Source organism: Georgenia faecalis (genome assembly GCF_003710105.1).
GTDB classification, from domain to species: domain Bacteria; phylum Actinomycetota; class Actinomycetes; order Actinomycetales; family Actinomycetaceae; genus Georgenia_A; species Georgenia_A faecalis.
In genome coordinates this window covers 257455-269292 of sequence record NZ_CP033325.1, presented here as the reverse complement: position 1 = coordinate 269292, position 11838 = coordinate 257455, and the positions used below count along the sequence as shown (strand labels likewise).

At 75.0% G+C, this 11838-nt stretch carries 12 protein-coding genes; 4 read left to right on the top strand and 8 right to left on the bottom strand.

The genetic code is table 11. The annotated features are described in order from the left end of the window. Positions 1-21: 21 nt before the first annotated feature. The 3 genes from EBO36_RS01145 to cysS form a co-directional block, all read right to left on the bottom strand. Entirely contained in the window at positions 22-2076 is a 2055-nt protein-coding gene (locus tag EBO36_RS01145; RefSeq protein ID WP_206515598.1) for a beta-galactosidase, read from the bottom strand. 96 nt (positions 2077-2172) lie between these two features. Then, complete coding sequence (gene rlmB / locus EBO36_RS01140) at positions 2173-3168, bottom strand: 23S rRNA (guanosine(2251)-2'-O)-methyltransferase RlmB (protein WP_122822995.1); 996 nt, start codon at positions 3166-3168, stop codon at positions 2173-2175. Next, positions 3168-4601, bottom strand: a complete 1434-nt coding sequence (cysS, locus tag EBO36_RS01135) for a cysteine--tRNA ligase (RefSeq protein ID WP_122822994.1) — start codon at positions 4599-4601, stop codon at positions 3168-3170. Before cysS ends, rlmB begins: the two co-directional genes overlap by 1 nt. 125 nt (positions 4602-4726) lie before the next feature. Between cysS and EBO36_RS01130 the strand changes: the two genes are divergently transcribed. Then, the gene (locus EBO36_RS01130) at positions 4727-6094 is read left to right on the top strand and encodes an MFS transporter (protein WP_241237028.1); all 1368 of its coding nucleotides are present in this window, start codon (positions 4727-4729) and stop codon (positions 6092-6094) included. Between the two features lie 202 nt (positions 6095-6296). On the opposite strand, the gene EBO36_RS01125 is transcribed toward EBO36_RS01130, so the two are convergent. Continuing rightward, on the bottom strand, positions 6297-7139 hold the full coding sequence (locus EBO36_RS01125) for an NAD-dependent epimerase/dehydratase family protein (RefSeq protein ID WP_122825361.1): 843 nt from the start codon (positions 7137-7139) through the stop codon (positions 6297-6299). 113 nt (positions 7140-7252) lie between these two features. Next, the gene (locus tag EBO36_RS01120) at positions 7253-7927 is read right to left on the bottom strand and encodes a winged helix-turn-helix domain-containing protein (protein WP_164471266.1); all 675 of its coding nucleotides are present in this window, start codon (positions 7925-7927) and stop codon (positions 7253-7255) included. Positions 7928-8029: 102 nt separating this feature from the next. On the opposite strand from EBO36_RS01120, the gene EBO36_RS15140 reads away from it, so the two are divergent. Together EBO36_RS15140 and ispF are read left to right on the top strand one after the other, a co-directional pair. Then, positions 8030-8185, top strand: coding sequence for a hypothetical protein (locus tag EBO36_RS15140; protein WP_164471265.1), 156 nt, complete (start codon positions 8030-8032; stop codon positions 8183-8185). Positions 8186-8265: 80 nt separating this feature from the next. Further along, positions 8266-8748 (top strand): 2-C-methyl-D-erythritol 2,4-cyclodiphosphate synthase, encoded by a 483-nt coding sequence (gene ispF, locus EBO36_RS01115; protein ID WP_122822990.1) that lies wholly within the window; start codon positions 8266-8268, stop codon positions 8746-8748. Between the two features lie 66 nt (positions 8749-8814). On the opposite strand, the gene ispD is transcribed toward ispF, so the two are convergent. Together ispD and EBO36_RS01105 are read right to left on the bottom strand one after the other, a co-directional pair. Beyond that, positions 8815-9540 (bottom strand): 2-C-methyl-D-erythritol 4-phosphate cytidylyltransferase, encoded by a 726-nt coding sequence (ispD, locus tag EBO36_RS01110; protein WP_122822988.1) that lies wholly within the window; start codon positions 9538-9540, stop codon positions 8815-8817. 7 nt (positions 9541-9547) lie between these two features. Next, the gene (locus EBO36_RS01105) at positions 9548-10030 is read right to left on the bottom strand and encodes a CarD family transcriptional regulator (RefSeq protein WP_122822987.1); all 483 of its coding nucleotides are present in this window, start codon (positions 10028-10030) and stop codon (positions 9548-9550) included. A gap of 195 nt (positions 10031-10225) precedes the next feature. On the opposite strand from EBO36_RS01105, the gene EBO36_RS01100 reads away from it, so the two are divergent. Next, positions 10226-10693 carry a hypothetical protein gene (locus EBO36_RS01100; protein ID WP_127573325.1) on the top strand — a complete coding sequence of 156 codons (468 nt, stop codon included), beginning with the start codon at positions 10226-10228 and terminating at the stop codon, positions 10691-10693. On the opposite strand, the gene pstS is transcribed toward EBO36_RS01100, so the two are convergent. Continuing rightward, positions 10681-11757, bottom strand: coding sequence for a phosphate ABC transporter substrate-binding protein PstS (pstS, locus tag EBO36_RS01095; RefSeq protein ID WP_122822984.1), 1077 nt, complete (start codon positions 11755-11757; stop codon positions 10681-10683). The two genes, EBO36_RS01100 and pstS, sit on opposite strands and share 13 nt — an antisense overlap. Positions 11758-11838: the final 81 nt, after the last annotated feature.

The following is an 11838-nucleotide window of genomic DNA, read 5'->3' as shown; positions in this document are numbered from 1 at the left end:
CGCTGGCGCGGGCGGCCGGGCTCAGGCGAGGACGGCCGCCCCGCGTGGGGGGAGCACCAGGGCGCCGTCGACGTCCGTCCCCGTGAGGAGGTCGCGGCCGCTCACGCCCGGCACGGTGGCCGGCGCGTCGCCGTGGTTGAGCAGGAACAGGTGGTCCCCGCGCCGCGCCGCCTCCACGCCCGGCGGGACGCCGTCGAGCACCGGACGCACCCCCGCGCGGGCGGTGAGGTCCGCGAGCAGGGCGGCCCGGCCGGCGGCGTCGAGGTCGGTGCCGACGTACCAGGCGGTCCCGGCCCCCAGCCGGCGCCGGGTGAGGGCCGGCTCGCCCACGAGGTCTCCCGTGGCGAAGGTGCCGACGACGTCGACGCCGGAACCGCGCCCGACGACGACGCGCTCGGACCACGTGCGCCCCGCGAGCGGGCCCAGCTCGACCGACGCCACCGGCACGCGGTCCGCCGTGGCCGGGACGGTCGCCGCGGCGGAGATCGGCTCGGCCGCGGGGTCGGGCGCCGGCCCGGGCCGCGGCACCAGGGGGACGAACTCCTCGACGTGGACGCCGAGCATGCTCGACAACGGCCCCAGGTACCCGGCGAGGTACGCCTGGTTGTCATGGTCGACCACGCCGGTGAGGTTGGTGACGAGAACGTGGGCGCCGGCCTCGACGGCGTCCTCGAGCCGCTCCGCGAGGTCCGCGTCCACCCGGAAGACCTCCGGCAGGACGATGAGCCGGTACCCGCTGAGATCGGCGTCGGGGGCGAGGAAGTCGACGGGCACGTTGCCCTCGAAGAAGGCCCCGTGCCAGTCCCGCAGCGCGGTGGTCGGGTCGGCGTCGACGGGCCCGACGGCGCTGTGCCGCGCCCACAGGCTCGTCCAGTCCAGGACGATGGCGGCGCGGGCCTCGACCCGGGAGCCGGCGACCGGGCCCACCCGGCGCAGCGCCTCGCCCAGCCCGACCACCTCGCGCCACACGCGGGTCTTCGTGCCCGCGTGCGGGACCATGCCGGAGTGGAACGTCTCGGCGCCCGCGACGGACTGGCGCCACTGGAAGTGGCAGATCCCGTCCGCGCCGCGCGCCACCGTCTGCAGCGACCACAGGAGCAGCTGCCCGGGGCGCTGGGCCGCGTTGCGCGGGCGCCACTGGACCGCCGACGGCGTCTGCTCCATCTGGAGGAAGGGCTGCCCGCCGCCGAGCGAGCGCATGAGGTCCGCCTGGAGGGCGTACTCGCGCGCGGCGTAGGGGTCGGCCGGGTCGGGGTAGCTGTCGTTGCTCACGACGTCCTCCCGCTCGGCCCACTCCCAGTAGTCGAGGGGGCCGAACAGGCCCATGAAGTTGGTCGTCACCGGCACGTGCGGGGACACCTCGCGCAGGACGTCCTTCTCACGCACGAAGCAGGCGAGCAGCTCGGCGTTGCAGAACCGCCGCCAGTCGAGGAGCTGGGCCGGGTTGGAGAACGTGGGGGTCTCCCGCGGCGGGAGGATCTCGCCCCACGTGGAGTAGCCCTGCGACCAGAAGGCGGTGCCCCAGGCGTGGTTGAGCTCCGACAGGCCCGGGTAGCGCCCCTGGAGCCAGCCGCGGAACGCCGCGGCGGAGACGTCGCAGAAGCACTCGGCGACGTGGCAGCCGTACTCGTTGTTCACGTGCCACAGCACCACCGCGGGGTGGTCGCCGTAGCGCTCGGCCATCCGGCGCGCGAGCCGCGCGGCGGCGTCGCGGTAGACGGGCGAGCTGGGGCAGTAGTGCTGCCGGGACCCGTAGGACAGGCGGGTGCCGTCGGCCCGGACGGGCAGGGTCTCGGGGTAGCGCGCCCCGAGCCACGGCGGGGGCGAGGCGGTCCCCGTGGCCAGGTCCACGCTGATCCCGGCCGCGTGGAGCTTGTCGATCACCCGGTCGAGCCAGCCGAAGGTGTAGCGGCCCGGCTCGGGCTCGAGCGCCCCCCAGGCGAAGATGCCCAGGCTCACCATCGTCACGTGGGCCTCGCGCATGAGCGCGATGTCCTCGTCGACCACCCACTCCGGCCACTGCTCCGGGTTGTAGTCGGCGCCGTAGGCCAGCGTCGAGTGCGGGTGCCACATCATCGGGAGCTCCAGCCTGGGTGGTCGTGCCGGGTGGGCCGTGCGCCGGCCCGGCGCTGACCGGCGCGTCGTGCCCCGCGCGGGGGCACGACGCCGCGGTCAGTCCGCGGTCGCGGCGGCGCGGTGCCGGGCGACCTCGTACAGGCTGATCCCCGCGGCGACCGCCGCGTTGAGCGACTCGACGGTCGAGGCGATGGGGATGCCGGCGATGAGGTCGCAGGTCTCCCGCACCAGGCGGGACAGCCCCTTGCCCTCCGCCCCGATGACGAGGACGAGCGGCTCGGTGGCCAGCTCGAGCTGGCCGACGTCGCCGGGCCCCTCGCCGTCGAGGCCGACGACGAAGCAGCCGGCCGCCTGGTAGTCCTGGAGCGCGCGGACGAGGTTGGTGGCGCGGGCGACGGGCACGCGGGCCGCCGCGCCGGCCGAGACCTTCCACACCGTGCCGGTCACGCCGGCGGAGCGCCGCTCGGGCACGAGGACGCCGTGGACCCCGAACGCCCCCGCCGAGCGCAGGACGGCGCCGAGGTTGTGCGGGTCGGTGACGCCGTCGAGCGCGACGATGAGGGGCGGCTGCCCCGCGCGCTCCGCCCGGTCGAGGAGGTCCTCGGGATCGGCGTAGGAGTACGGCGGGACGGCGACGGCCAGGCCCTGGTGGACGGCGTCGCCGGTGAGGCGGTCGAGCTCCGGCTTGGTCACCTCCAGGAGAGGCAGGTGGCGGGCGGTGACGACGCGCAGCACCTCGCGCATCCGGTCGTCCATCTCGGCGCGGGTGGCGATGTAGACGTGCTCGATGGGCACGCCCGCGCGCACCGCCTCGACGACGGGGTTGCGCCCGGCGATGATCTCGGAGGCGCCGCGGTCGCTGGACCCGCCGCGGGGGCCGCGCCCCGCGCTCGGGCGCTTGGGGCTGGCCTGGGCGCGGCGTTCGGCGGCGGCCTTGCGGGCGGCCGCCGGGTGGCCCGTCCGCTCGGTGGCCTTGGGCGTCGGGCCGCGGCCCTCGAGCGCCGCCCGGCGCTGGCCGCCCGAGCCGACCTGCGCGCCCTTCTTCGAGCCGGCCTTGCGGACGGCGCCGCGACGTGCGGAGTTCCCTGGCATCAGCGTGTTCCCTTCAGCGTCCACCGCGCCCCGTCGAGGGAGTCCTCGACGACGACACCGGCGGCAGTCAGCCGCTCGCGCAGGGCGTCCGCGCGAGCCCAGTCCTTGGCCGCCCGGGCGTCGGCCCGTTCGGTGAGTGCCGCCCGCACCAGCGTGTCGAGGGCGGTCTGCTCGGCCCCGGCCGAGGTCGTGCCCGAGCGCCACTGCCCGGACAGCGGGTCGAGCCCGAGCACGTCGAGCATGGCGCGCACGAGGCGCTGCGCCTGCCGCGCGCCGTCGTCGTCCCCGTCGGCCAGAGCCGTGTTCCCGGCGCGCAGGTGCTCGTGGACCACCGCGAGCGCCACGGACACGTTGAGGTCGTCGTCCAGGGCGGCGGTGAAGGCCGGCGGGAGGTCGTCCGGCCCGATGGCGGCCACCTCGTCGGCGGGCACCTCGCCCACCCGCTCCGCGGCGCGCACGACGAACCCGGACAGGCGCTCCCAGGTGGTCCGCGCCTCGGCGAGGGTCGCCTCCGAGAGCTCGACCGTCGCCCGGTAGTGGACGGTGGCCAGCGCGAGGCGCAGGACGACGGCGTCGGTCTGCGCGAGGGCGTCGGCGGCGGTGACGAAGTTGCCCAGGGACTTGCTCATCTTCTCGCCGTTGACGGTGAGCAGGCCGTGGTGCACCCAGTAGCGGGCGAAGCCGTACCCGGCGGCGTGGGACTGGGCCTGCTCGTTCTCGTGGTGCGGGAAGCGCAGGTCGAGGCCGCCGCCGTGGATGTCGAAGGTGTCCCCGAGGTAGCGCTGCGCCATGGCGGAGCACTCGAGGTGCCAGCCGGGCCGGCCGGGGCCGTACGGCGTGGTCCAGGTGGCCGTCGCGGGCTCACCGGGCTTGGCCGCCTTCCACAGCGCGAAGTCGCGCCCGTCGCGCTTGTCGGGCTCGACGTCCTCGCCGGGGCCGGTGAGGTGGTCGAGCGACTGCCGGGTGAGCGAGCCGTAGGTGGGCAGGGAGCGCACGTCGAAGTAGACGTTGCCGCCCTGGCCGACGTACGCGTGCCCGCGCTCGACCAGGCGCTCCATGAGGGCGACCATCTCGGGGACGTGACCGGTGGCGCGCGGCTCGTAGGTGGGCGGCAGGACGCCGACGGCGTCGTAGGCGTCCGCGAACTCCCGCTCGAACCGGTAGGCCCACGCCCACCAGGGCGCGCCCGCCTCCGCGGACCGGTCGAGGATCTTGTCGTCGATGTCGGTGACGTTGCGGATGAGAGTGACGTCCTGGCCGCCGCGGCGCAGCCAGCGGACGAGGACGTCGAAGGCGACGGCGGAGCGCAGGTGGCCCACGTGCGGCGCGCCCTGCACCGTCGCACCGCACAGGTAGATGCCGACCCGCCCCGGGACGAGGGGAGAGAAGTCGCGCACCGAGCGGGTGGCGGAGTCGTACAGGCGCAGGCTCACCCGTCCAGGTTACCGGCGCGCACCCGCCCAGGCGGGCGGGGGTGCGGGGCCGGCGCGGGCCGTCCCGCCGCCGCCGCCGCGGAATCGGACGGTGATCGGCGCCGGGGACCACTAGCGTGCGCTCCGTGGACACGACGAAGCGCTCCTCGCCCCCCGCCCCCGCCCGCCGGCGCGCCTTCGGTTGGCCGGTCTACGCCTGGGGGTTGTGGGACTGGGGATCAGCGGCCTTCAACGCCGTCATCACCACGTTCGTCTTCACCGTCTACATCACCTCCGACGCCTTCGGCCCGGGCGCCGACGCCAAGCTCGGCTGGGCGCTGGCGGCGGCCGGGCTCCTCGTCGCCGTCCTCGCGCCGGTCCTCGGCCAGGGGGCGGACCGCTCCGGCCGGCGCACCTTCTGGCTCGGGGTCAACACCGCCGCTGTGGTCGTCGTCTCCGCCTCGCTCGCCCTCGTCGCGCCGTCGCCGGACTACCTGTGGCTGGGCCTCGTGCTGCTGGCGGCCGGGAACGTCTTCTTCGAGCTGGCCTCGGTGAACTACAACGCCATGCTCAACACGATCTCGACGCCGGCGACGGTCGGCCGGGTCTCCGGGCTGGGCTGGGGCCTGGGCTACATCGGCGGGATCGTCGTGCTCCTCATCGTCTACTTCGGGCTCATCAACCCCGAGGTCGGCGTCTTCGGCATCACGGACGCCGACGGCATGGACGTCCGCATCACCATGCTCGTCTGCGCCGCGTGGACGCTCCTCTTCTCCATCCCCGTGCTCCTCACCATCCGGGACGACAAGTCGGCGCGGACGAAGACCCCGAGGGCGGGCATCCTCGACGCCTACCGGCTGCTCTTCCGTTCCATCCGCACCCTGTGGGGGCGGGACCACCACACCGTCTTCTTCCTCGGCGCCAGCGCCGTGTTCCGCGACGGGCTGGCCGGGGTCTTCGCCTTCGGCGGGGTGATCGCCGCCGGCTCCTTCGGCTTCGACCCCGGGGAGGTCATCATCTTCGGGGTGGCCGCCAACGTCGTCGCCGGTCTCGCGACGATCGCGTTCGGGGTCCTCGACGACCGGATCGGCGCGAAGCGGGTCATCGTCCTCGCGCTCGCCGCGATGATCGTCGCCGGGACCGGCGTGTTCTTCCTCTACGACTACGGCGCGACCGTCTTCTGGGTGCTGGGCCTCGTGCTCTGCGTCTTCGTCGGTCCCGCGCAGTCCGCCTCCCGCACCTTCCTCGCCCGTCTCATCCCCGCCGGGCAGGAGGGGGAGATCTTCGGGCTCTACGCGACGACCGGTCGCGCCGTGAGCTTCCTCGCCCCGGCCGCCTTCTCGACGTTCATCGCCCTGGGCGCCGCGCTCACCGGGGTCGCGGACTCCGACGACGTGCAGCACTGGGGCATCCTCGGGATCGTCCTCGTCCTGGCCGTCGGGCTGGCCCTGCTGCTGCCGGTCCGCTCCCGGACGATGCCCGACTCCGCCCTGGTGACCACGCCGGCCAGCTGAGCCGGGCGGCCGGCGCTCGGCGCGCCGCCGCTACGCACCCAAGCCCCGCCGGCTGGGCCCCGCTCCCCCGCACCCCGCCCCCGACGAGTTCGCTAGTGCGCACCCAGTTCGCTAGTGCGTGCCGAGTTCGCTAGTCAGAACCAGCGAACTCGGCACAGAACGGCGAACTCAGCACGGGGCGGCCCGGGTCAGTCAGGGCCCCTCAGGCAGGGTGGTGCTCGAGGGCGAACGGGCCGCCCACGAGGCCGGCCGGCTCGGCGGCGGGGCCGGCCTGGTCGGCGTAAACCTCGGAGTCGTCCTGCGGGTCGTAGCCCAGCGCGCGGGCGGCATCGAGGTCCCACCACGCCCGGGTGTTCGCGGAGATGCCGTAGACGACGGTGTGCCCGTCGACCGGGCCGCTCAGCGCGGCGGCGACGAGCCGGACGGCGTCGCCGGGGCTGAGCCAGATCGCCAGGCCGCGCTCGTCGCCGGGGCGGCCGAAGCACGCGCCGATGCGCAGCGAGACGACCTCGAGGCCGTACTTGTCGGCGTACAGGCTGCCCAGCGCCTCACCGAATGCCTTGGAGAGGCCGTAGTAGCCGTCCGGCCGGACCGGGCCGCCGACCGGGGCCGGGTCACCGGCGGGGTAGAAGCCGACGGCGTGGTTGCTGCTGGCGAAGACCAAGCGCCGCACACCGGCCCGGCGGGCGGCGTCGAACACGCGGAAGGTGCCGTCGATGTTCGCCTGCCGGATCGCCCAGAAGTCGTCCTCGCTGGGGATGGCGGCAAGGTGCACGACGGCGTCCGCGCCCGCCATCGCCGCCTCGAGGCACGCGTCGGCCTCTGGCGTCGTGAGGTCGACGGCGGTGAATCGCTCGCCGGGAGCCAGGTCGTCGGCGGGCGTGGCGTCGACGAGGTGGAGCTGCCACCCGTGCGCCGCGAGGCCACCGTCGACGGTGCGCAGGTAGGTGCCGATGTGCCCCGCGCCCCCGGTGACGACGACGGTCGGCCGTCCGGCGCCCTGCGGGTCCCGCGCGTCCCGCGCGCCCTGCCCGTTCTGCGACATGTACACCCCTCGTGGTCCGGCTGGCGAAGACGCTAACGCACGCGCGCGAGCGGACCCAGCGGCCAGGCCCCGCCGCGCGCCGCCGGCGGGCCGGGTCACTCCGGCGTGCCCGGTCAGTCCGGCGGGTCGGTGAGCGGGAAGGCGTCGAGGTAGAGCCGCACCCGCTCAGCGCCGTCGGGCGCCTCGCCTGACTCGCGGCGGCCGTGGGAGATCGCGGTGAAGCGCTCGAGCGCGGCGTGGACGTCGGCGACCAGCTCCGCGAGCTCCGCCGGCGTGAGGATGAGCGTGCGCTGGTCGTGCACGGACGCCGATGCCCACTCCGGTGACGCCGACGACGACACCCAGGCCTGGAGCGCCTGCGACCGTCCCTCGACCATGTCCGAGAGCAGCAGGGCGGCGGCGGGGGCCGTCGCGGGGTCGCGCCGCATCCGCGCGGCGTCGACGCTGAAGGACGTGGGGCACCACCACCGCTCGCGGCCGCTCCCCCGCCCGGGGACGTCCTCGATGAGGCCGTGCCGCGCGAGCTGGCGCAGGTGGTAGCTCGTCTGCCCGGTGCTCTCGCCCAGCACCCGGGCGAGCTCGGTCGACGTCGCCGCCCCGTGGTCGCCGAGGTACCGGATGATCCGCATCCGCAGGGGGTGCGCATAGGCCTTGAGCGCGGTGGCGTCGAGCTCCCGCTGCGGCGCAGATGCCTCGCTCACGGCGTCGGCGTGGACGGCGGCATGGTCGCCGCCGGGCCCGGGCGGCGCCGCGCCGGCCGCGGTCGGTCCCTCGGGGTCCGCGGGCACGGCTCGATCTCCGTCGTCAAGACCCTTGCCAAGACTCATGTGCAGCCCTATCTTTGCAGAGAACCCTTTGCAAACATTACTCATCCTAGAGTAGAGGACGCCATGAACCCCCTCGATGCCTTCGCCGCCCGGTCCGTCGGCCTCTCCCTCGCCGACTTCGTCTACCTCCCGCACGCACCACGCGCCGACCGGGTCGCCCGTGCCCGGCGCCGCCCCATCCCCCGGCCCGTCCGCCGTCCCGAGCCCCGGGCCTCCTGAGCCCCACTGCCGAGGGGACCGTCCTCACGGCCGCACCGCCGCTGGGCGGCCCGGTGACGCCGGCCCACTAGCCTGGGCCCATGCTGCCGCGGACGGGGATCGGGACCGACGTCCACGCGTTCGCCGACGAGGCCTCCGGACGCGTCATGCACCTGGCCTGCCTGGAGTGGCCGGGCGTCGTCGGCCTCGAGGGGCACTCCGACGCCGACGTCGCCGCGCACGCGGTCTGCGACGCCCTCTTCTCGGCGGCCGGGCTCGGCGACCTGGGCAGCCAGTTCGGCGTCGCGGACCCGCGGTGGGCGGGGGCGTCCGGCGCGCGGATGCTCGCCGACGCCGCGCGGCGCGTGCGCCAGGCGGGCTTCGAGATCGGCAACGTCGCCGTCCAGGTCATCGGGCTCCGCCCGAAGATCAGCACCCGCCGCCGCGAGGCGGAGGCCGCCATGGTCATCGCCCTCGGGGCGCCCGTGTCGGTGAGCGGGACCACGACCGACGCCCTGGGGTTCACCGGCCGTGGCGAGGGAGTGGCCGCGATCGCCACCGCCCTCATCGTCCCGCGGGGCTGATCGCCCGCCGGCACTTCTGCATGATCACGGCCGGGCGGCGTGCGCCGGCGCCCGCGTGGGCGTAGCTCAGACCCTGCGGGCGAGCAGGAGCTCCGCGAGCGCCAGGTCGGTCGGCTCCGTCACCTTCCGCGCGTCGACCTCGCCGGGCACCACCCAGACCTCGACGCCGAGCGCCTCGCAGAGGCCGGCGTCGTCGGTGGCCGCGCGGGCCTCGTCGGACGCCCGGGCGGCGCCCGCCGCGTGCGCGGCCTCGAGCGTGGCGCGCACGAACCCCTGGGGGGTCTGCACGGCGCGCAGCCGGGTCCGGTCGACGGTGCCGCGGACCGGGGCGGCGCCCGCGGGGTCCGCGGGACCGACCTCCTTGATCGTGTCCGTCACCGGCAGGCCCGGCACGACGGCGGCGTGCCCGGCGCGCACGGCCGTCTCGACCACCCGCACGAGGGCGGGCGTCGCGAGGGCGCGGGCGGCGTCGTGGACGAGGACGACGTCGACGTCGTCGTCGAGGGCGGCGAGCCCGGCCGCGACGGAGGCCTGGCGGGAGGCACCCCCAGGGACCAGGACCACACCGACGGCGGAGCCCGGGACCACGCCGTCGGGGAAGTGGCCCGCGACGGCGGCGGTGTGCCCCGCCGGGGCGACGACGACGACGCGGCTCACGCAGCCGGAGCCGGCCAGCGCCCGCGCGGCGTGGAGCAGCAGCGGGACGCCGCCGAGCGCGACGAGGGCCTTCGGCCGGTCGTGGCCGAGGCGGGTCCCGGACCCGGCGGCGACGAGGATCGCGGCCGTCGTCACCGGTGGGTCAGGAGGCGAGGACGTTGTCGAGGATGGCCTCGGCCTTGTCCTCCTCGGTGCGCTCGGCGAGCGCGAGCTCCGAGACGAGGATCTGGCGGGCCTTGGCGAGCATGCGCTTCTCGCCGGCGGACAGGCCGCGGTCGGCGTCGCGGCGGGACAGGTCCCGGACGACCTCGGCGACCTTGATGACGTCACCGGAGGCGATCTTCTCGACGTTCGCCTTGTACCGGCGCGACCAGTTGGTGGGCTCCTCGGTGTACGGCGCGCGGAGCACCTCGAACACCCGCTCCAGGCCCTCACGCCCGACGACGTCGCGGACGCCGACCAGGTCGACGTTGTCCGCCGGGACCTCGATGGTGAGGTCGCCCTGGGCCACCCGGAGCCGGAGGTAGAGCTTCTCCTCGCCGCGGATGACCTTCTTCGAGACGGCCTCGATGAGCGCTGCTCCGTGGTGCGGGTAGACGACGGTCTCACCGACAGTGAAGGTCATGGTCAGGCTGCTCCTTGGTCGGGAATGCCCCATCCTAGCACGCTAAAACGGCGGATTTCTGCGGTTGTGGGAGAAATCGAGCGGGCCGCCCCGATCGGGGCGCGCTGCTCCGCCGTCGCCGGCCGGGGCGCGGCGGGCCGCCCGGAGCGCGGCGACGGTACCCTTCACCCGACCGTCCGTCGCAAGGAGGCCGCCTTGGCTCGCACCACCCGTCGCCCGCTCGTCCCGCTCGCCACCGCCGGTCTGGTGGTGCTGCTCAGCGGAGGCTGCGCCCTCGTCGACCCCGAGCGCGAGGACTCCAACTTCGCGCAGCCCGCCGACGGCAACGAGGTGGAGATCACGCAGGCGCTCCGCGCGGAGAACCTTCTCGTCGTCACCCCCGAGGAGGGCGAGCCGGGCCGCCTGTCCGGGGCGCTGGTCAACGACACCGACGAGGACGTCGTCTTCACCCTCACCGTCGGTGACGAGCAGCTCGAGATCGACGTCCCCGGCGAGGGCACCGTCCTGCTCGGCATCGACGACCCGGCCCGGGTCGATGCGGTCCCCGCCGCTCCCGGCGCCACCGCCGAGATCATGCTGTCCGCGGGCGTCGGCGGCACGGTCACCACCCGCGTCCCCGTCCTCGACGAGACGCTGCCGCAGTACGAGGACTACGCCCCCTGATCGGGGGCCGCTGAGATCTGGTCGATCGCGGCGAGCACCCGCTCGCGCAGCGCGGCGGAGATCGGCGCCGAGCCCGCGACGTCCGGCCGTGCCGCGAACTCCTGACCGTCCTCGGACGCCACGAAGGCGAGGAAGTCGGAGACGTTCTCCGCGACCTCCGCGGACTCGTACCGCGAGCAGGCGATGAGGTAGGAGATGAGCACGACGGGGTAAGCCCCGGCCGCGTCGGTGCCGTGGTCGACCTCGATCGTCAGGCGCGAGTCGTTGGCGCCCTCCGCGGGCGGCGAGGCGTCGACGACGGCGGCGGCCGCCTCCGGCGAGTACGGCACGAACTCGTCGCCCACCCCGACGGCGACCGTGCCGAGCTCCGCCGTCACCTGCGAGGCGTCGACGTAGCCGATGGTGCCCTCGGCACCCTCGAGCGTGGAGACGACGCCGGCGTTCTGCGCGCCCGACTGCGTCCCGGACCGCGGCCACGTGTCGCTCGGTTCGTACGGCCACGCCTCGCCGCCCGCGGCGGCGAGGTACTCGGTGAAGTTCTCGGTGGTGCCGGAGTCGTCGGAGCGGTTGACCGGGACGACCGGCAGGTCGGGCAGGTCGACGCCGGGGTTGGTCGCGGCGATGGCCGGGTCGTCCCACCGCTCGATCTGCCCGTCGAACATCGCCGCGACCACCTCGGCCTCGAGGTTGAGGTGGTCGACGTCGAGACCGGGCAGGTGGTACGCGATCGCGATGGGCGAGATGTACAGCGGCAGCTCGAGGACGTCGCCCCCGAGGCACCGGCCGACGGCCTCCTCGAGCTCCTCCTCGTCGAACGCGGCGTCCGAGCCCGCGAAGTCGACGGCGCCGGTGATGAACATCTCCCGGCCGGCCCCCGACCCGGTGGGGTCGTAGGAGAGCAGCACGTCGGGGTGGTCGGCCTGGAATCCCGCCATCCACGCCTGCATGGCGATCTCCTGGGACGAGGCCCCGGCCCCCGCGAGGCTCGTCGTCCCCGCCCCGCAGCCGGCGAGCGTGAGGGCGAGCACGCCCACCGCGCCCACGTACGTGCGTCGTGCCTTCATGTCGTCCCCTCGCCGCGGTCTTCGGTAGGACAGGGTAGGACGTCCGGACGGCCGACCGCTCAGCGGGGCGCGTCCGCGGCG